General features: G+C 62.0%; 20 protein-coding genes. 9 read left to right on the forward strand and 11 right to left on the reverse strand.

Annotated elements, in window-relative coordinates:
• Both B7L72_RS02040 and recD read left to right on the forward strand, forming a co-directional pair.
• A partial coding sequence (locus B7L72_RS02040) for a 3'-5' exonuclease (RefSeq protein ID WP_176212819.1) occupies positions 1–1,781 on the forward strand: 1,781 nt, incomplete at its 5' end.
• Complete coding sequence (recD, locus tag B7L72_RS02045) at positions 1,778–4,108, forward strand: exodeoxyribonuclease V subunit alpha (protein ID WP_081192288.1); 2,331 nt, start codon at positions 1,778–1,780, stop codon at positions 4,106–4,108. The genes B7L72_RS02040 and recD, both read left to right, overlap by 4 nt.
• A 109-nt stretch (positions 4,109–4,217) precedes the next feature.
• Here recD and B7L72_RS02050 read toward each other — a convergent pair whose 3' ends face one another.
• Together B7L72_RS02050 and B7L72_RS02055 are read right to left on the reverse strand one after the other, a co-directional pair.
• On the reverse strand, positions 4,218–4,826 hold the full coding sequence (locus B7L72_RS02050; RefSeq protein WP_081192290.1) for a glutathione S-transferase family protein: 609 nt from the start codon (positions 4,824–4,826) through the stop codon (positions 4,218–4,220).
• Positions 4,827–4,861: 35 nt separating this feature from the next.
• Positions 4,862–6,061 carry a YbfB/YjiJ family MFS transporter gene (locus B7L72_RS02055; protein ID WP_081192292.1) on the reverse strand — a complete coding sequence of 400 codons (1,200 nt, stop codon included), beginning with the start codon at positions 6,059–6,061 and terminating at the stop codon, positions 4,862–4,864.
• Between the two features lie 145 nt (positions 6,062–6,206).
• Here B7L72_RS02055 and B7L72_RS02060 point away from each other — a divergent pair, with 145 nt between their 5' ends.
• The gene (locus B7L72_RS02060; protein ID WP_062372658.1) at positions 6,207–7,100 is read left to right on the forward strand and encodes a LysR family transcriptional regulator; all 894 of its coding nucleotides are present in this window, start codon (positions 6,207–6,209) and stop codon (positions 7,098–7,100) included.
• Positions 7,101–7,244: 144 nt separating this feature from the next.
• Here B7L72_RS02060 and B7L72_RS02065 read toward each other — a convergent pair whose 3' ends face one another.
• The 3 genes from B7L72_RS02065 to B7L72_RS02075 form a co-directional block, all read right to left on the reverse strand.
• Positions 7,245–7,511: a Txe/YoeB family addiction module toxin gene (locus tag B7L72_RS02065; RefSeq protein WP_016916501.1), complete on the reverse strand. Its 267-nt coding sequence runs from the start codon at positions 7,509–7,511 to the stop codon at positions 7,245–7,247.
• Positions 7,504–7,758, reverse strand: coding sequence for a type II toxin-antitoxin system Phd/YefM family antitoxin (locus B7L72_RS02070; RefSeq protein ID WP_081135244.1), 255 nt, complete (start codon positions 7,756–7,758; stop codon positions 7,504–7,506). The genes B7L72_RS02065 and B7L72_RS02070 overlap by 8 nt, the downstream gene beginning before the upstream one ends.
• A gap of 81 nt (positions 7,759–7,839) precedes the next feature.
• Positions 7,840–8,175 (reverse strand): zinc ribbon domain-containing protein YjdM, encoded by a 336-nt coding sequence (locus B7L72_RS02075; RefSeq protein WP_039175928.1) that lies wholly within the window; start codon positions 8,173–8,175, stop codon positions 7,840–7,842.
• Positions 8,176–8,439: 264 nt separating this feature from the next.
• On the opposite strand from B7L72_RS02075, the gene B7L72_RS02080 reads away from it, so the two are divergent.
• A complete protein-coding gene (locus B7L72_RS02080; protein ID WP_081192294.1) occupies positions 8,440–9,408 on the forward strand; it encodes a zinc-binding metallopeptidase family protein in 969 nt (322 codons plus the stop codon).
• Between the two features lie 30 nt (positions 9,409–9,438).
• Here B7L72_RS02080 and B7L72_RS02085 read toward each other — a convergent pair whose 3' ends face one another.
• The 4 genes from B7L72_RS02085 to trpB form a co-directional block, all read right to left on the reverse strand.
• Positions 9,439–10,332, reverse strand: a complete 894-nt coding sequence (locus B7L72_RS02085; protein WP_081192296.1) for a dihydrodipicolinate synthase family protein — start codon at positions 10,330–10,332, stop codon at positions 9,439–9,441.
• Positions 10,333–10,351: 19 nt separating this feature from the next.
• A complete protein-coding gene (locus B7L72_RS02090; RefSeq protein ID WP_039175902.1) occupies positions 10,352–10,672 on the reverse strand; it encodes a hypothetical protein in 321 nt (106 codons plus the stop codon).
• 155 nt (positions 10,673–10,827) lie between these two features.
• Positions 10,828–11,676, reverse strand: a complete 849-nt coding sequence (trpA, locus tag B7L72_RS02095; protein ID WP_139788427.1) for a tryptophan synthase subunit alpha — start codon at positions 11,674–11,676, stop codon at positions 10,828–10,830.
• A gap of 32 nt (positions 11,677–11,708) precedes the next feature.
• Positions 11,709–12,926: a tryptophan synthase subunit beta gene (gene trpB, locus B7L72_RS02100; protein ID WP_081192298.1), complete on the reverse strand. Its 1,218-nt coding sequence runs from the start codon at positions 12,924–12,926 to the stop codon at positions 11,709–11,711.
• A gap of 121 nt (positions 12,927–13,047) precedes the next feature.
• On the opposite strand from trpB, the gene B7L72_RS02105 reads away from it, so the two are divergent.
• Positions 13,048–13,950 (forward strand): LysR family transcriptional regulator, encoded by a 903-nt coding sequence (locus B7L72_RS02105; protein ID WP_081192300.1) that lies wholly within the window; start codon positions 13,048–13,050, stop codon positions 13,948–13,950.
• 66 nt (positions 13,951–14,016) lie between these two features.
• Entirely contained in the window at positions 14,017–14,562 is a 546-nt protein-coding gene (locus tag B7L72_RS02110; RefSeq protein ID WP_081192302.1) for an adenylate kinase, read from the forward strand.
• Here B7L72_RS02110 and B7L72_RS02115 read toward each other — a convergent pair whose 3' ends face one another.
• Both B7L72_RS02115 and B7L72_RS02120 read right to left on the reverse strand, forming a co-directional pair.
• Positions 14,563–14,961: a VOC family protein gene (locus B7L72_RS02115; protein WP_081192304.1), complete on the reverse strand. Its 399-nt coding sequence runs from the start codon at positions 14,959–14,961 to the stop codon at positions 14,563–14,565.
• An 80-nt stretch (positions 14,962–15,041) separates the two neighbouring features.
• Positions 15,042–16,637, reverse strand: a complete 1,596-nt coding sequence (locus tag B7L72_RS02120; protein WP_081135220.1) for a PQQ-dependent sugar dehydrogenase — start codon at positions 16,635–16,637, stop codon at positions 15,042–15,044.
• A 180-nt stretch (positions 16,638–16,817) separates the two neighbouring features.
• Here B7L72_RS02120 and B7L72_RS02125 point away from each other — a divergent pair, with 180 nt between their 5' ends.
• From B7L72_RS02125 to B7L72_RS02135, 3 genes are all read left to right on the forward strand, one after another.
• Positions 16,818–17,750, forward strand: a complete 933-nt coding sequence (locus tag B7L72_RS02125; RefSeq protein ID WP_081135217.1) for a glycerophosphodiester phosphodiesterase — start codon at positions 16,818–16,820, stop codon at positions 17,748–17,750.
• Positions 17,751–17,967: 217 nt separating this feature from the next.
• The gene (locus tag B7L72_RS02130; protein ID WP_081135400.1) at positions 17,968–18,366 is read left to right on the forward strand and encodes a hypothetical protein; all 399 of its coding nucleotides are present in this window, start codon (positions 17,968–17,970) and stop codon (positions 18,364–18,366) included.
• On the forward strand, positions 18,335–19,540 hold the full coding sequence (locus tag B7L72_RS02135) for a hypothetical protein (protein WP_249273140.1): 1,206 nt from the start codon (positions 18,335–18,337) through the stop codon (positions 19,538–19,540). Before B7L72_RS02130 ends, B7L72_RS02135 begins: the two co-directional genes overlap by 32 nt.
• The last annotated feature ends 22 nt before the right edge of the window (positions 19,541–19,562 follow it).

A 19,562-nucleotide genomic window follows, 5' to 3' on the forward strand; every position in this document is an offset into this window, starting at 1 on the left:
TGGCCACCCCAGTGCTGGGGCTGAGCCTTGCCGAGCTGGACCACCTGCAGCAGAACGAGCTGGCCTGGGAAGCGCGGGTCGAGCAGTTCAGCCACTACCACCGCCTGTGGCAGCGCCAGGGCGTGCTGCCGCTGGTGCGCCGCATCATGGTGGATTTCGAGATTCCCGCCCGCCTGCTGGCAGAGTTCGAAGAGGGTGAGCGCTTGCTCACCGACCTGCTGCACCTGGGCGAACTGCTGCAACAGGCCAGCGCCGAGCTGGACGGCGAACACGCGCTGATTCGCTTTCTGTTTGATGCCATTGCCGACCCGGAAAGCCACGGCGACAGCCACAAGCTGCGCCTGGAGAGCGACGCGGATCTGGTCAAGGTGGTCACCATCCACAAATCCAAAGGGTTGGAGTACCCGCTGGTGTTCCTGCCCTTCATCGCCAACCACCGCCCGGTGAAAGCCGACGACGTACCGCTGCGCTGGCACGACAGCGAGGGCAACCTGCAGCTCAGCCTGGACGCCGATGACACGATACTCGCCACCGCCGACCGCGAACGGCTGGGGGAAGACCTGCGCAAACTCTACGTGGCGCTCACCCGCGCCCGCCACGCCACCTGGCTGGGGCTGGCCCCGCTGAAAGGCTTGGAAAACAGCGCGCTGGGCTATCTGTTGACCGGTGGCAGCACCCTTTCCCCCGATGCACTCCCCAAGGCGCTCGATGCCCTGGTGGAAGGCAGCGACATCCACCTCGGCACGCCGCCCGAGCCCACCGCTGATCGCGTGACGTCCGTGGCGGAAAGCAGCGCCCTGGGCCACGCCCGCACGCCCACGCGCCCGGCCAAAGAGCACTGGTGGATTGCCAGCTACTCCGCGCTGCGGCTTTCCGGCACGCTCACCGCCCCGGTGCTGCCACCGCTGGAGCCCACCACCGCCCAGGAAGCCACCGCCTTCGAAGTGCTGGATGAACCTCAAGAACTATCTCAAGAACTATCTCAAGAACTATCTCAAGAACGATCCCAACCGGAAGCGTATCACCTGCACAAATTCCCCCGTGGCCCCGGCCCCGGCACCTTTCTACACGGGCTGCTGGAGTGGGCGGGCAAGCAAGGTTTCGATGCTGCCGCAAAGGATAGAGACGCGCTCAACGACATGCTGTGGCGGCGGGTGCAGCTACGCGGCTGGCAAGCATGGCAAGAGCCGCTGGCGGGCTGGCTAAGCGCCCTGCTCACCACGCCGCTACCGCTGGCCGCGCCCACCCCGAAAAGCGTGGCGCTGAATGAGCTGGAAAGCTACCAGGTAGAGCTGGAGTTCTGGTTTGCCGCCAAGCGGGTGAACACCCAGGCCATCGACGCGCTGGTGAGCAAGCACTTACTGCCAGGCATCGAACGCCCCGCGCTGGATGCCGACACCCTTAACGGCATGCTGAAAGGCTTCATCGACCTGGCCTTCGAGCATCAAGGGCGCTTCTACGTGCTGGACTGGAAATCGAACTACCTGGGCCCCAACGACAGCGCCTACGAACCCGAGGCCCTGCGCCACGCGCTGCTCGCCAAACGCTACGACCTGCAGGCTGCGCTCTACCTGCTCGCCATGCACCGGCTGCTCAAAGCGCGCCTGCCGGATTACGACCCGCACCAGCACTTGGGCGGTTCGATGACGGTATTCCTGCGCGGCAGCCGCAGCCCTGGGCGTGGCGTAGTGGGCGAACCCGCCCCGGTTGAACTCATCGAAGCCCTGGACAGCCTGTTTGCAGGCGAGCCCCACGCCACCCAGCAGGAGGCCACGGCATGAGCCGCCAGCACGACACCCACACCTTCGACATGTTCGGCGATGCGCCCACCGCCAGCGCTCACCCTGCACTCAGCAGCACCCCGGAACTGCTGGCCCTATGCGAACGCTGGGTAGCACGCGGCTGGCTGCGTGACCTGGACCGCGCCCTGGTGCGTTTTCTCGCCAGCGAAGCACCGGATGCGCCCACGCTGCTGCTACTGGCCGCCGCGCTGGCCAGCCACCAGCTAGGCCGGGGCCACGTGTGTCTGGACCTCAACGCCACGCTCAACGCGCCGGATTTCGCCCTTTCGCTACCGCCCGAAGGCGACGACCTCACCGACCCGCCGCCACTACCCAGCGACGTGCTGGCCACGCTCACGCTCAGCGAATGGCAAGCCGCCCTACACCACCCGCTGCTCACCAGCGAAGGCCCCGGCAACACGCCGCTGGTGGTAGTAACCACTCACTCAGCCAGCGCCACGCCCAGCACCCGGCTCTACCTGCGGCGCTACTGGCAGTACGAACAAAGCCTCCACCAACACATCGCCGCCCGCCTGGAAGGCACAGGCTCAGAAAGCACAAGTGGGAGGCCAATTCATTGGGCGATGGGTGACGCCAGTCACCCTGGGTTACTCCCCCAAGCCCTGAACATTCTGTTCAAGCCAAGCAACGCCCTGGACTGGCAAAAAACCGCCTGCGCCCTGGCCGCCCGCAGCCGCTTCGGCATCATTACCGGCGGCCCCGGCACTGGCAAAACCACCACCGTGGTGCGCCTGCTCGCCCTGCTGCAAACCCTGCAACTGGCCCAGCACCCCAGCCAGCCGCTGCGCATCCGCCTGGCCGCCCCCACCGGCAAAGCCGCCGCCCGCTTGAACGAATCCATCGCCGGGCAAGTCGCCAAACTTCCCTTCAATGACCTCACCATGTTGCTGAAAGGAGCCGAGCAGACAGAAGCTTCGAGTGAGGAAACTGTGTTGGAGAAGACTTTGTGGGAGGGAGCTTCAGCTCGCGATGATTCACCCACAGAACAACTATCAGCCACCATCCCCACAGAAGTGACCACTCTGCATAGACTACTCGGCGCACGCCCCGACACCCGCCACTTCCGCCACAGCGCCGCCAACCCGCTGGCCCTGGACGTACTGGTGATCGACGAAGCCTCGATGGTGGATATCGAAATGATGGCCGCCACCCTCAGCGCCCTGGCCGCCCATGCCCAGTGCATACTGCTGGGGGACAAAGACCAGCTCGCCTCGGTAGAGGCAGGCTCGGTACTCGGCGACCTGTGCCGCCGCGCGGAAGCCGCCCACTACACCCCAGCCACCGCCGAATGGCTGGCCCAGGCCACCGGGCAACCGCTGCCAGCGGAGTTCATCGACCCCGCAGGCCAACCGCTGGACCAGGCCATTACCATGCTGCGGGTCAGCCACCGCTTCAATGAACGCAGCGGCATCGGCCAGCTCGCCAAGGCCATCAACCAACCGGGCCATGCGCAAAGCGAACGGGAAAAGCAGCAGGCCGTCACCGCCGTGCTGCGCCAGGGCTACCCGGATATTCACCATTTGGTGATGAGTGACGACGCCGCGCTGGACAAACTGGTGATTCACGGCAGCCCCAGCGGCTTTGCGGGTAACGGCGAAGGCCGCACCGACCACCAGGGCCAGCCCATCGCCCCGCCCACGGGCTACCGCCACTACCTCAAGGTGCTGCAAGTACAGCGCCCACGGGGGGAATCCTTCGAGGAGAGCCCCGCCGCCTACAACGCCTGGGCCAGCGAGGTACTCAGCGCCTACAGCCATTTCCAACTGCTGTGCGCGCTGCGCAAAGGCCCTTGGGGCGTAGAAGGCTTGAACCAGCGCATCGCCAGCACGCTGCGCGGCGAAAAGCTGCTGTTCGGCAGTGACTACACCTTGGAGAAAGGCTGGTTTGAGGGCCGCCCGGTACTGGTGACCCAAAACGACTACGGCCTGAAACTGATGAACGGCGATATCGGCATCACCCTGGCCGTGCCCGACCCGCGCAACCCGCAGCAGAAGTTATTGAGAGTGGCCTTTCCTTCATCAAGTGCCGCCAGCGACCCCGAAAAGCCCATCCGCTGGGTGCTGCCTTCCCGCCTCCACGCGGTGGAAACCGTGTTTGCGATGACGGTGCACAAATCCCAGGGCTCGGAGTTTTTGCACACCGCCCTACTGCTACCGCCCACGCTAAACCCCATCCTGACCCGCGAGCTGGTCTACACCGGCATCACCCGCGCCCGCGAATGGCTCACGGTGGTGGAAACCAAACGCGGGGTGTTGAACGAGGCGGTGGTGAGTGAGGTTGTTAGGGTTAGTGGGGTTGGGGGTTAAAACCATTGGTTCTAGTTGAATCAGCTTTTGGCGGAGCCGCAACGAAAAATTTCCCTTGGCTGGCTGGGTGCTGGAATGGTCGCGGGCTGAAGCGGCCTCCCACGGGGGGCTAGGTGAAGGCGGTTTGCTGGAAGCTTGTTCGCGCTGTTACAGCCGCATGCCACGCGGCAAGCTGGGGATGCGCTTCTTTCCAGCGTATCTCTGGCAGCCGGAAGGCGAGGTATTCCAGCGCGACGGCGATGGCGATGTCGCCCAGGTGGATCGATGCGGCCGTGGGGTTGCCGCTCAGCTCGCTGTTCAGTTGCTCCAACAGCCGCTGCATGGCCCTTGCCCGGCGTTGGCCCAGCTCGCTTTGGTCGATCTCGGGGCCATAGTGCTTGCGGGCAATCACGGTGGTGAATGCGGCATCCATGAGGTTTTGGCCCAGGCCTGCCAGGTGCAGCACGTCACTCAACGGGGTGGGCAGCATGGGCGGGGTGGGCTTTACGTTGTCCAGGCTGTCCAGGTACATGGCAATCAACATGGATTCGCTGAGCGTGGTGCCCTCCTCCGTCACCAGTGCGGGGATGCGCCCGGCGGGGTTGGCCTTCAGAAGGTCGGCATCGTCGGCCCAGGGGTCGCACCACTTGAGCGTCACGGCGTCCATCAGGCCTTTTTCCAGTAACACGATGCGCACCAGCCGCGCATAGGGGGATGTTGCGTTCAGGTAGAGCTCCATGGTTGCCTCCCTTTGTCTGAATAGTGCTTGTTAGGTTATTGGGCAGAAGGATGTATGCGGCGCTGCTGAACGCCTCGGCTAAGCAGTACCAGCAACAAGCCAAGGGCAAGCGCCATGCCGCTGATGATGAAGAGCGGCGTGTAGCTGCCCCACATGCCAAACAGCGCCGACATGGCATAGCCTGCCCCTGCCTGGGCGGCGGCGAAAGCGGCCGTGGCTCGCCCCCAGAGCTGCTTGTGGGCGGTGGGCCCGACCAGCTCGGCCAGGCGGCCAGAGGTAAGGGCCACGATGCCGGGAATCATCGCCCCCACCATGAACGAAGAAACCGACTGGCTGAGCAGGGCAAGCGAGAACACCGGGAGCATGACGGCAGCGGCCTTGGCCGTAAAGGCGATCATCAAGCCCCCTTGCCACCCCACGCGCTGGGCCAGCGCTCCCACCATGAACGGCCCGCACAGGGCACCCAGCCCGAAGATTCCCCATTGCAGGGAAGCGGCTTGATGGCCCAGGGCATGCTCCCTGGCGAGGTAGTCCACCCAGAACACGGTGTGGGGCACGAACCCCACCGCATCCAGCGCGTAAGCGCCGATGACCAGCACCACCACCCACTTTACCCTCGCATACCCAACAGGGCTATTACCCACTGGGCTTGCCACAGGGCGTGGGGGCAAGCGCGTGACGCCGCGGTCGCACGACAGGCCTGCCACCAAACAGAGCAGCCCCAGCGCACCCCAGGTGAGCGAGAGGCTTACCCCGAGCAGTGACGGCACCACGAGGGCGGAAAGCAGCGCCCCAAACCCGATACCGGTAAACACCAGGGCACCGACACGGGTTCGCCTTTCCGGGGGCGTGGCCGCCAGCGCCAGCGAGGGGCCCACGACCATCAAGATCCCCCCGCCCACCCCCGAGACCAGCCGCCAGAAGAAGAACCAGTGAAAACCACCCGCCCCGGCGCAAAGCAGGAAGCTGAGCCCGATACCCGCAAAGCTTGCCGCCAACACCCAGCGCGGCGCAAAACGCTCGCTCAGCGAGTGGGCGGCAAGCGCGCCGATAAAATACCCCAACAGGTTGGCCGCCCCCAGGTAAGCGCCCTGGCTTGCGGTAAACCACCCTTGCTGAATGATCGCAGGCAATAGCGGCGTATAGGCAAAGCGAGCAATACCTATCCCCGCCAGGGTCGCCATGATGCCGGTCATTAACGCGGGCAGATCGTCGGTAGTGAGTGTTCGCTTCATCAAGCCAGTTCCCTTTGGAGCCACCTCAGGTAGGTCAGCAGCAGGTAGTTACCCTCTTAGGCTACGCGTGCGTAGCCATTCCTGGAAACGATTAGTTTTGATCGATACTATCTTTTTTATAGATAACCTGACTGGGAGATGGCACGTGCAACTTAAATCGCTACGGCTACTGGTGGCCGTGGCCGAAACCGGCAGCTTTGGGGCGGCGGCCAAACGGCTACACACGGTTCAATCCAATGTGACTACCCACATTAAGAAGCTTGAGGAGGAGCTTAGCGTAAAGCTGATTCACCGTGCGGGGCGAGTTCGTCCTACCAGTGCCGGGTGGGCACTGGTGGAGTACGCTGAGCGCATGATAACGGCCCACGATGAAGCCGTGTCGCTGTTTAAAGGCCAGGTGAAGGCATGTGGGCGGCTGCGCATAGGTGCCATGGAGACCACGACGGCGCTACGCCTTCCGCCGATACTGGCGGCTTATCACGCAGCGCAGCCTGACGTTGATATCCAGATCAAAACCGGGCCGACGGCTGAGCTGGTCGAGCTGTTGCTTAATGGGCAGGTGGACTGTATCTTCGTGGCCGGGAGGCTCGAGCATGGCCACTACCACTCGCTCAAAGCGTTTAGCGAACAGCTTGTCTTAGTCGGCTCTACGCCGATGACGCAGATGCCCTCTTCACAAGCGCTGCTTACGTCTGCTTTCCTGGCGTTTCGCCAGGGGTGCAGCTACCGCCAGCGTATTGAGCTTTTGCTGGCCGCCCAGGGTGTTAATGCGGGCAGGATCTTCGAGCTCGGTTCGCTGGATGCAATGCTGGGCTGCGTTGCTGCCGGGATGGGTTACACAGTGCTCCCCCGTGGCACGGTTGAAGCCCACCAGCACCGATTCGAGATTCACACGCTGGAACTGTCCACCTCCATCGCCAATATCGATACCTATTTTGTCGCCCCCAAATCAGAAACCTGGACACCCGCCCTGGCAAGCTTTGCTGAAACGTTGCGTGACGCGGTGGTGGTGAATGAGCCTCAGTTGAATGCATCGTGAGGTGGACTGAAGAATTCAGGGGGTTACGATGGGCAGTTGGGCAAGCGCCATGGTGCTAAAGGCGGCCTGGCGGCTAGCATGGTCGCGGGCTAAAGCCACCTCCCGCAAGGCGGACTGACTCCCGGAGGCAAGGTCAGTTTCAGGCTAATAGTGATAGCGGCATGAAATGACCGTGATGGCATGTTGATCGACGGCGTAAACAAGCCGATTGGTGTCATCGATGCGTCGAGACCAGAAGCCCGCCAGATTTTCTTTTAAGGGCTCTGGCTTACCGATTCCCTCAAAGGGAGAGCGCTTTACATCGTTGATCAGCTTGTTGATGCGCTTGAGGGTTTTCTTATCCTGACCTTGCCAATAGACGTAGTCGTTCCAGGCCTCATCTGTCCAGCACAATAGCCGTTGGCTACTCATCCATTAACGCTCGTGCGCTTGTCTGGCCAGCACGGTATTGCGCTATTGAGCGGTGAAGATGCTCAGCATTACCAGGTGAACGAAGCAGGTGCACTGTTTCCATGAGGCTATTGTAATAATCCAGTGACATCACAACGGCATCTTCAGCATCCCTGCGCGTGATCACGGTGGTGTCTGCATCATTCACAACGCCATCCAGCACGGCTTTCAAGCCATTCCTCGCTTCTGTAAAAGACACGATTTTCATACACACCTCACTTGTACCATTCACGGTACAAGTTTAGCGGCCGCACGCCAACCTGTACAGCTTAGAGCACATAATGCTTCATCAAGCCTTCTTCACAAACTGCGCGGTCACCATCATGTCGCCTGCGCCGTCTACCTTGCAGTCCAGCTGGTGGTCTTTGCCCTCTTTTAGCCGCTTGATGACGGCCTTGGTGCCGATCTTGAGCACCAGAGAGCTACCTTTCACCTTGAGGTCCTTGATCAGCGTGACCTTGTCGCCTTCCGCCAGCGGCGTGCCGTGGGCATCGGCCACGTTCACGGCCTCTTCGGCGGCGGCTTCTTCAGGGTTCCATTCGTGGGCGCATTCGGGGCAGATGAACAGGCGTTGGTCCTGGTAGACGAATTCGGATTGGCAGCGGGGGCACGGTGGGCAAGACATGAGCAGTGGCTTCTTTGAGTTGGTGTCGTCCGCTTATGATACTGAGCCTGCGAACCTTTGGCGAATGCCAGGCGCGCTCAGCCTGGCAAAGCGGAGAATGGAGAACGCGGAGTAGGCATGAGCGCTCCAGGGGCGGCGGCAATTCTCGGCACGCCTGCCGGACAATATGACGTTGATGGAAAATAGCACCGCCGATATCCCCGTTGGCGTACTCAGGGCGACGCACCTAGACTGAAGCCTCGTTTCTCTTGAGATAGCCGACCTATGCGTGTTTTTGCCAACCCGGTCGGAGCCGGTTCACTCTGGTTTGATAATCTGCTCACGGCGGATGGCGTGCCGGTGGCCTACGACCCCCAGGCGCGGGCGTTTATTTCCTTGACGCCCTTCTGTGCCAACCGCGACGTCATTGGCTGCAACTGGATAGCCCCCAGGCAGGGAGAGTTCTGCCGCGCCTGCGCCATGACGGCGCTGGCTCCCGACCCTTCCATTACCGATGCGATCCCCCACTGGGCACAAACCGAGGCGGCCAAACGCTGGGTGATCGATAACCTGGGCCGCTGGCACTGGTTTCGCCCGGAAGACCCCGGCGCACCTCCGGTGTTTCATCTGCTGGCCGAAGGCGATACCCCAGTGCCCATGGGGCACGTGGGCGGCGTAGTGACGATTAGCGTAGCCGAAGCGGATGCCGTGCTGCGCACCACCCGCAAAGAGGCGCTGGATGAGCCCTACCGCACCATGATTGGCCATATGCGCCATGAAATAGCCCATATGCTGTGGTGGCGGCTTAGCCTGCGGGAAGATTTTTTAGAAGCATTCCGCGAGGCGTTTGGCGATGAGCGTGAGGATTACCCGGCAGCCTTGCAGCGCCACTACCAGAATGGCCCACCTGCGGATTGGCAAACGCGTTTTCTCTCCACCTACGCCTCTTCCCACCCCCATGAGGATTGGGCGGAAACGACTTCGCACCTGCTGCACTTGACGGATATCACCGACAGCTTTGTGTCGTCGGGCATGTCCTCGCCCGTTCTACCGGACGACCACAACTGGGATGCCTACGCCGAACCTGATTCTGAGCGGCTGATTCATATTGCGGCATCCTTGGTGGCAGGCGTAAACCATGTGAACCGTTCCATGGGGCTGTCGGATCTTTACCCGTTTGTGCTTTCCGAGGTCACGCTACGCAAGCTGGTGTTCGTCCACGACTGGTTGCGCCGCGGCGCACAGGGGCTGTAGGTCAACGCTACGCTACGTGAGCCGTATGGTTTAGCGTAGCCCCAGCGCCTCGATCACCGCCTTCACCTGCTGGCGTGCCTGCCCTTGCAGGGTATTCAGCGGCTGGGGCAGGCAGGGTGCGCTCACGCGGCCAGTGAGTTCGGCCATGGTCGCGGCCACCCGCAGGCTGCCGCCATGTTCATGGTAAAGCGTCCATAGCGCTGCCAGCGCGTTGGAGTGGGCCAGGGTCTGTTCGGCATCTCCCGCTTGAGCGGCGCGGGTCAGTGCCAGCGCATGTTCCGGATAGAGCCCACCGAATACCGAGTACCATACCTCGCAGCCGGCCAGCAGGCCCGTGGCGGCGGCAGGGTCGCCGCTGATGCCGATGGTCACGTCCTCGGGAATCAGCGCCCGTAGCCGCGCCACGCGGGCTTTGGCATCTTCCAAGTCAGTAGACACTGGCGGAATCTTGATGGAGCGCACCAGGGGCAACTCGGCAATGCGCCCGTGCAGCTCATCGCTGAAGGTGAAGTGGGTGGTGCCGGGGTTGTCGTACACGCACAGCGGCACGCTGATGGCGCGGCTGACGGTACTGAACAGGTTGTACACGTCGTCATCGGTGAGCTTCTGGTAAGACACCGGCGCCAGCAACAGGCCGCTTGCCCCGGCCTGCTGGGCATGTTCGGCGTTGGCCAGTACATCCCGGGTGCGCAGCGCGCCAATGCCCACCACCACTGGCACCTCAGCGGCGTTTTCCACGCTCAGCTTGGCCACGCGGGCCCGCTCCTCCACGCTCAAGTAGGCGTAGCTGCCGGTAGAGCCCAGCACGCCGATGGAATCCACCTTCGCGTGGGCCAGCCGGGCCACTAGCTGGATGAACTCCTGCTCGTTGATGCCCTGCTCGTTCATGGGGGTCAGCGGAAACGCACTCAGGCCGGTAAACATGGGGTGTCCTTTCAGAAGCTTATTGACCGAAACTAATTCCCAAACGCAGGGCTTGCAGGCCATCCAGCTGTACCGTGACCTCATCGGACCACAGCGGGTGGCCTTGCACGCGCACGTTGACCGCCGCCTGGGAACCACGATACCCCACGGTGACGGCGATATTGGCGCTGTTGCTGACCGGCGCCAGCAGGCCGTACTCGACGTTATCCACGCTGACCGAGGTCAGGCCACGGGATGCCAGCTGCTGCTCGACCTCCCCTTCGATCACCACGCCGTAATAGAAATAGATACCCGCATAGCCGAGTCCCAGCAGTACCAGCAACGAAAAGAGCTTGCCCATGGTTTTCCTCTGTTTGAATACACGTGACGTTATCCCGCCACCCTCAAACGTGGATGATGCCTGTTTTCTGGAAACAGCGGCAAGCTGGGCGTGGTGGTTTCAGAATAAAAACAGAGCGGGCCATGGCCCGCTCTGTGGTGTGATGGTGCATCCCATCAGGCTGGCAAACCCGCGCGCTCCTGCTGGGGTTCTCGACACCCTCTCACACTGGCCGACAGCGCTTTCACCAGCCCGTGTACCTGGGCGATGGCTTCTTCGCCGCTGCTGGCGTGTTCGATGCAATCTACCAAGGCAGAGCCTACTACCACGGCGTCGCTGAAGCGGCCAATGGTGGCGGCCTGTTCGGCGGTGCGAATGCCGAAGCCCACGGCAATGGGTAGCGGCGTGTGTTCGCGCAGCTGGTTCACGGCGCCTTCCAGCCGCTCGGGTGTGGGGGCACTGCCGCCGGTCACGCCCGCCACGGAAACGTAGTAGATGAACCCGGAAGCGTTGGCCAGCACCTTGGGTAGCCGCTTGGCATCGGTGGTGGGCGTGGCCAGACGAATGAAATCGATGCCGTGCTGGGCGGCGGGCTGGCACAGCTCTTCGTCGTGCTCGGGGGGCAGGTCCACCACGATCAGTCCGTCTACCCCTGCCTGGGCTGCGTCACTGAGAAAACGCTCGACGCCGTAGCAGTAAATCGGGTTGTAGTAGCCCATCAGCACGATGGGCGTGGTGCTGTTCTGCTCCCGGAACTGGCGCACCATTGCCAGCGTTTTGGCCTGGGTCTGGCCTTTTTCCAGGGCGCGCAGGGCAGCCTTTTGAATGGCGGGGCCATCGGCCATGGGGTCACTGAACGGCATGCCGAGTTCGATGATATCCACACCGGCATCCGGCAGCCCGTGCAGCAGGCGGCGGGAGGTCTCGGGGTCCGGGTCGCCCGCAGTGAGGTAGCTGACCAGCGCTGGGCGGTTTTGCTGTTTGAGCGCGGCAAAGCAGCTGTCGAGCCGAGAAGTACGTTGCAAGGTAGGTTGCATGGGAGTCTCCTGTATCGCGCTCATGAGTGTTTCATGCCGAAGCGGTCGCCCAGATGCTGGGCCACGCTGTTCATGTCCTTGTCACCACGTCCGCTGAGGTTGACCACCATCAGGTGCTCGCGGGGCAGTGTTGGCGCACGTTTGGCAACTTCTGCCAGGGCGTGGGCGGTTTCCAGGGCGGGGATGATGCCCTCCTGGCGGCAGCAGATCTGGAACGCTTCCAGCGCTTCGTCATCAGTGGCAGAGACGTACTCGACCCGCCCCTGCTCGTGCAGCCAGGCGTGTTCGGGGCCAATGCCGGGGTAGTCGAGCCCTGCGGAAATGGAGTGGGCGTCGGTAATCTGGCCATCTTCGTTTTGCAGCAGGTAGGTACGGTTACCGTGCAATACGCCGGGGGTGCCGCCGTTGAGGCTGGCAGCGTGCAGGCCGCTCTTGACGCCTTTACCGCCCGCTTCCACACCGACCATGTGCACGCTGTCATCGTTGATGAACGGATAGAACAAGCCCATGGCGTTGGAGCCGCCGCCCACACAGGCAATCAGTGAATCCGGCAGGCGGCCCTGCTTTTCGAGCATCTGGGCGCGGGTTTCATGGCCAATCACCGCCTGAAAATCGCGCACCATGGCCGGGTACGGGTGCGGGCCTGCCACGGTGCCGATGATGTAGAAAGTGTCGTCTACGTTGGTGACCCAGTCGCGCAGCGCTTCGTTCATGGCATCCTTGAGCGTGCCGGTACCGGAAGTGACCGGCACGATCTCCGCGCCCAGCAGCTTCATGCGGAACACGTTGGGCTGCTGGCGCTCGATATCGGTGGCGCCCATGTAGATCACGCAGGGCAACCCAAAACGGGCCGCCACGGTGGCGGTGGCCACGCCGTGCATGCCTGCGCCGGTTTCCGCGATGATGCGCTTCTTGCCCATCTGCTTGGCCAGCAGTACCTGGCCAATGCAGTTGTTGATCTTGTGCGCGCCGGTGTGATTCAGCTCTTCACGCTTGAGGTAAATGCTGGCACCGCCGAAGTGCTCGGTGAGGCGCTCGGCAAAGTAGAGCGGATTGGGGCGCCCCACGTAGTCGCCTTGAAAATAGGCGAGCTGGCGCTGGAATTCGGGGTCGTTTTTGGCCGTGGTGTACTCATCCTGAAGCTCGAGAATCAGCGGCATCAGGGTTTCGGCCACAAAGCGGCCACCAAAGCTGCCAAACATGCCGTTGGCATCGGGTAGGTTTAACGGTTGGTTCATCTCGACCTCTGCGATTCGGGGCGTTTTTGCAATGTGTCGACGTTAGCGCAGGCAGGTCGGAAGAAAAATCGATAAGATGGCAAGCACCTGTGATTTTTTCGCAACTTTTTCAGGAGACCCCATGCAACACAGCCTGCCCCCGCTGAGCGCTTTGCGAGCCTTTGAAGCCACTGCTCGGCTGGGCAGTGTCACTGCGGCCGCTGACGAGCTGAGCGTGACCCACGGCGCGGTAAGCCGACAGCTCAAGAGTCTGGATGAGCATTTTGGCGTGGCGCTGTTCACGAAAGCCGGGCGCGGGCTGGTGCTGACCCACCACGGTGAGCAGTTGCAAAGTGGCGTCGGGGAGGCCTTCGCCAAACTCAGGGATAGTTGCACGTTGCTCAAGCATGAGGTGGAAGAGGCGCCCTTTACGCTGGCCTGCCCCGGCAGCCTGCTGGCCCGCTGGCTGATCCCCCGCCTGGACCGCTTGAACCAGGCGCTGCCCGAACTGAAGCTGCAAGTGGTGGTGAGCGATGCCGAACAACCGGGCAAGCCCGAGACCAGCGCCACGCTGGCCTTCTTCGAACCACCCTGGCCCGAGGAAGGCGAACGCATTCCTCTGATAGCCGAGGAAATTTGCGCCGTAGCCAGCCCCCGGCTGGCCGAGGCCTGCAACGTGGAAGACCCCTCATCGTTGTTTGGCAGCAAGCTGCTCTATACCGCATCACGCCCACAGGCGTGGCCGCAGTGGGCTGCCGCCCAAGGTCTGGAACCCGCCGCATTGAAAGCAGCCCTGCAGCAGGGCCAAGGGTTTGCACACCTCTACTACCTGATGGAAGCCGCCGTGGCAGGGCTCGGGGTCGCCATTGCCCCCAGGCTACTGGTGGAAGACGACCTGAGAAGCGGTCGGCTGGTCGCCCCCTGGGGCTATATCGAAACCTCGGCCAGGCTCTGCCTGTGGCTACCCAAACACACCAACGCCCGCCGCAGCGAAGCCCTGGCGAGCTGGTTGCGCAGGGAGTTGAGGGCTAACACGCTCGCATGAAGCCACCTTGCACGCGTTGAAGGCTCTGTTTAAGCTAACGCGCCGATTCATTAGCAGGCTTTCATCATGAACATCAATGTGGTCGGCACCAGCGGTAGCGGCAAAAGCACCTTGGCCCGCAAGCTCGCTGCAGCGCTCGACGCTCCGCACATTCAAATGGATCAGCTTTTCTGGCAACCCCACTGGCAGGGAACGCCGGATGATGAGTTCGAAGCAAAACTCGAAGACGCGTTGAACAGCGCCACACGCGGCTGGGTACTGGATGGTAATTTCAACCGTACACGCGATATCAAATGGCGGGACGTAGATATGGTGGTTTGGCTGGATTACGGTTTCTGGCGAGTGTTTGGCCAGAGCCTCAGACGCGCCATCAAACGTATCGCAAGCCGCCAGGAGATCTGGCCAGGTACCGGTAATCGCGAAAGTTTTCGTCAGACCTTCATGAGCCGCAATTCCATCCTGCTCTGGATGCTGAAAAACTGGCGCTCGAATCGACAGCGCTATTTCGCCGACGCGCTGGACCCACGCTATCGGCATATCCAGATGGTGCGCTTGACCCGCCCCGCCGAGGCAGAGTGGCTGATCGAGTATCTCTCTCGACGCAGCGGCTGATCAGAGCCCAACTCGGTGTGGATACACCACGAAGGCGAGCTTGTTGCCGTCGGGGTCGCGGACGTAAGCCGCGTAGAAGCCGTCGCCATACTGAGGGCGAAAACCTGGTTCGCCTTCGTCGCTGCCGCCGCTCTGCAGGGCCAGCTGATGCAGCGTATCCACTTCCTTGATGTCGCTGAACTGGAAGGCGGTCATGGTGCCATTGCCTACCGTCGCAGGATGACCATCAAACGGCAGGCCCACGAAAAACTGGGGCACTTCGACATCATCCGGGTCACCGAAGGAAACACAGCTGTCATCCTGCCAGCAGATCTCCAGCCCCATGGCATTGAACAGCGGCGTGTAGAACTGCAGGGCACGCTCCAGATCCTGGGTTCCCACCATTGTGTAAGCCAGCATGCGCTATCTCCTCATTGCGCGGCGCAGCGCCGCTGAGTTGCCTTTCTCGTGCTTATTGTCTCGTACTTATTATCTCGTACTTATTGTGGCTCGATTGGCGTCACTCTGACCAGTTTGCCCTGGGGGCTGTCGGTCAGCAGGTAGACCGCGCCCTCGGGGCCTACTCGCACGTCACGAATGCGCGCGTCCAGCTCACCAAACAGCCCCTCTACGTCTTCGGCGCTGCCGTCTTCCTGCCAGCGTACCCGACGCACTTCACGATTGACCAATGCCCCCACCAGCAGGTCGCCCTGCCACTCGGGGAACAGCTCGCCCCGATAGACGGCCATCCCCGAAGGGGCAATAGAAGGCGTCCACTCCAGCACCGGGGGCTGCATGCCGGGGTATTCCGTAAACGGCGAGACCCTGGCCCAGGTGTAATCCAGCCCGCCGGTGGCAATCGGCCAGCCGTAGTTGTTGCCGGGTTGGATGAGGTTGAGCTCATCTCCGCCTCGCGGGCCATGCTCGTGGGCAATCAGCTGCTGGCGCTGAGCGTCGTAGACCAGCCCCTGCACGTTGCGATGGCCAATGCTGTAGAGCTCGGGCAGTGCATCGGCCCGGGCCAGGAAGGGGTTGTCGTCGGGCACGCTGCCATCGGCATTCAGGCGCACGATGCTGCCGATATGGCTGCTCACCCGTTGGGCATCTTCACGGTTATCGAAACCATCGCCCAGAGTGAGGATCAGCGTGTCATCCGGCAGCCATGCCAGGCGGCCCCCATAGTGGGCATCGCCACGCTTGGCGGGGTGAACCCGAAAAATCTCTTCCACCTGTTCCAAACGCCCATCGCCCAGGGTGGCTCGAGCCAGGCAGGTATGGTTGGCACTGGCCGTACCACAGACGTAGCTGAGGTAGAGCTGTTGATTGGTCTCGAACCGGGGAGAAAGCAGCACATCGAACAACCCCGACTGCCCAGAGGCAAACACCTCCGGCACGCCCTCCAAGTCGGCCAGCGTCTGGCCGCTGTCATCCAGCAGCAATAGGCGTCCTGGGCGCTCGGTCACTAAAAAGCGGCCATCGGGCAAGAATGCCAGCGACCAAGGGTGCTCCAGCGCATCGGCCAGGGTGTCGATCTGATAAGCCGTTTGGGCTTCGGCAGCGGGCTGAATCACAGGCAGCATAAAAGTAGACAGCACGATGGCCAAAGGTGCGTTGCTACGCCGTCTGTTCGACGCGGAGCATGTCAACACGGCCAGCAGCCAGCCTGCCACGGCGGCCGTTGCCAGCATGGCGGCCAGCCCACCGGCACTACGAGTGGCAGCCACCAGTGTGGGCATGGGCGCAAACGTGTTGGTCAACCGGAAGGTTAGCCATAGCCCAGCCACGGCCGCCAGCGCAAAAGCCAGGCGGCGAAGGCTGGCAGGCCACCGCCGAGCCAGCCAGCCCGCCACGGCCTGGGAGATGAGAAACCCCACCAGAAAGAGCCCTGCGTATACAGGCGCAAAGTGAAGCAAGTCCTGAGCCGTGGTCGATAGCCGCGTACCCAGCGGAATGGCCACGCCCAGCGCCTGCAGCTCAGCCAGGTTCAGTTGGGTTTGTACGACACTGCCCAGCGCCACGCCCACGATCGTCGCCAGCAGCACGCGTAGCGCCAGCGCTCCCCGGCCCTTTTTGCCCCAGCCCTGCTTAGACCCCATGATGCCCCCTTCACGTTTTGAATGGCTTTTCAAATCAGCATACATCAGTTGCCGTAGGCTTCGCTGAGTGTGTTGCATCACCGGGCGTTAAGATAGGCAAGCCTCTGCTCAGCGAGTGCGTGCGTTTTCGATAGAGAGACGTTATGGTTTTGATAAATGTTGCCTATAGATGGAGTTGCCATGTCGCGCTATTTGGGTACGGCTACCGCACTGACGGCACTCATGGCCGTTGCTTCTGTGGGAATCGCCAGCGAGTCTCCACTCGCTCAGCAGTTGAACGCGCTGGAAAACTTTCAGGTCATCGCACATCGCGGGGCCAGTGGCCATGCCCCCGAAAGCACGCTGCCCGCCTACGAGCTGGCTCACGAGTGGGGGGTGGACTATCTGGAGCTGGACGCTCAGCTCACCGCCGATGGCGAAGTGGTCATTTTTCATGACAACACCCTGGAACGTACCAGTAACGGTGAAGGGCATATCCATGAGCACACGCTGGCCGAACTGAAGGCGCTGGATACCGGCAGCTGGTTCAACGAAGCAAACCCCGAGCAAGCGTCGGAAGACTTTGTCGGTTTACCCATGCTGACGCTGGAGGAACTGTTCGATCACTTCGGGCATACCACCCGCTATTACATCGAAACTAAGTCACCCCACTTGAACCCGGGCCTGGAAGCCGCACTGGTGGAGCGCCTGGAAGCCTACGATATGGTCGAGGAAGGGCGTGTTCTGGTGCAGTCGTTTGCTCAGGAAAGCCTGCTGAAAATACAGGCGCTCAACCCTGAGATCCCACTGGTGCAACTGTTGTGGTACTCCCCCAGCGAGGGCGAAGGCACTCCCCTGGTCGAGTGGAACGACACCACACCAGCCCCCGGCCAGATGCGTGCCAGCGACTTTCAGCGCATCGCCGAATACGCGGTCGGTATCGGCACCAACGCACGCCATGATGGGCAGGATGTCATCGATGCTGACTTTATCGAGCTGGCCCAGCAGAACGGCCTGCCGGTGCACGTTTACACCGTTAACGAGCCTTCGGAGATGGAGCGCCTGATGGGGCTGGGCGTCGATGGGCTGTTTTCGGATTACCCGGATCGTGTACAGGCACTCATCGTTGAATAGGCATGCTTTTCCAGCGTTCATCACGATTACCCGGCCACACTTTAGCGTGCTATCTTGCTGATATAAAAAAGCGTTGTCAGGTCATCGTTTTTACATGGTAGGGAGGGGTCCCTCATTCTTACACACATGGCGCCTACTCCTGGTGCATTGGCTTAGCGTGAGGCCGCGTAACCACTGGCGCGCCTATGGGCTGCTGGCGCTATGCTGGCTGCTGCTCATGCCTGCCACGGCCAGGGCCGAGCCCGCAGAGTCACTCGCGGTCATCGTACTGGTGGCCCATCCCGACATCGAGCACTCGGCCCTGCCCCGCGACGCTCTGCGTGCCATGTTTGCCATGCGCCAGCGCACCTGGCCCAACGGCCAGGCCATGCAGGTCTTTGTGTTACCCAATCGCGATACTGTCCATGCGCGCTTTGCCAAGGAGATGCTGGCCGTCTACCCGCATCAATTGCAGCTGGCCTGGGACAGGATGGTGTTTTCTGGCATGGGGCAAGCTCCCCACCGTGTACGCGACCAGGTGGATATGCGCGAGCAAGTTGCCCGCACTCCCGGCGCGCTGGGCTACCTTGAACGGGAGTACCTGGATGAAAGCGTCCGTGTCATCTCCATGGAGTAAGCGCCTAACGCAACGCTGCGCCCTGGCGGGCTTGCTGGCCTGGCTGCCCGTGGCAGGCATGGCCCATGACCACCCCGCCGATACCCTTCAGGTGCACGGGTTTCTCAGCCAGGCACTGGTCATTACCGACCATAACGACTTCTTTGGCAACAGTAGCGACAAGGGCAGCCTGGAGTATACCGAGCTGGGGTTGAACGCCTCGTTTCGCCCGCACCGCCGGGTACTGGTGGCAGGCCAACTGCTCAGCCGCCGCGCAGGAGGCGATACCAGCGATGCGGCCCCCACTCTCGACTATGGCGTGGTGGACTACCAGATGCTGGCCAGCCCCGCGCGCACGTTGGGGGTGCAAGTAGGCCGTTTCAAGAACCCGTTTGGACTCTACAACCAGACGCGCGATGTCGCCTTTACGCGCCCGAGCATTCTGCTGCCTCAATCCATCTACTTCGATCGCACCCGCGCGCTGGGGCTGGCGGCGGACGGCATTAGCCTGTATGCCGAGGAGCATACCTCTGCGGGTACATGGCGCTTGAGAGGCGGTTTGGGTCGCCCACAAACGGGGTCAGCATTGTCCGACCAGCTGTTTGGCGGTACTGCTCAGCGGGTCTCAGCATCAGCGCCCTCGGCCATTGCGCAACTGCTGTTCGAAGATCACAGCGGCCAGTGGGTAGCGGCGCTGAGCGCGGCCTCGGTCAATCTGGAAGCGACGCTGATGGGCCAGGAAGCCGACTTCGAGTTTCAGCCCTGGATAGCCTCTGTGCAGTACAACCAGGAGCACTGGAGCCTGACCGCCGAATACGCACTGCGCCAGCAGTCCCTAAGCGGTGATCACCTGCCACGCACCTTCGATATCACGGGTGAAAGCTGGTACGTACAGTATCAGCGGCGCTTCTCTCCCGACTGGAGCGGCCTGATTCGCTTCGACCGGCTGGTCAATAATACCGACGACCGCTCGGGGCATGCCTATGAACGGGCCAGGTTTGGGCCTGCGCACTCGCAGTTTGCCGATGACATGACCCTCGGCGTGCAGTGGACGCCTACCTCCCAGCTCATGCTGTCCGGGGAGTATCACTATGTGGATGGCACCGGCTGGCTCCCTCGACAGGACAACCCCGATGCCAGCCTGACTCGCAAGCATTGGAACATGCTGCTGTTTCAACTTTCACTGCGCTTCTAAACCCTGCCACCGGGATCTGTCT

It is taken from the genome of Halomonas sp. BC1, assembly GCF_002078135.1.
Taxonomy (GTDB): domain Bacteria; phylum Pseudomonadota; class Gammaproteobacteria; order Pseudomonadales; family Halomonadaceae; genus Vreelandella; species Vreelandella stevensii.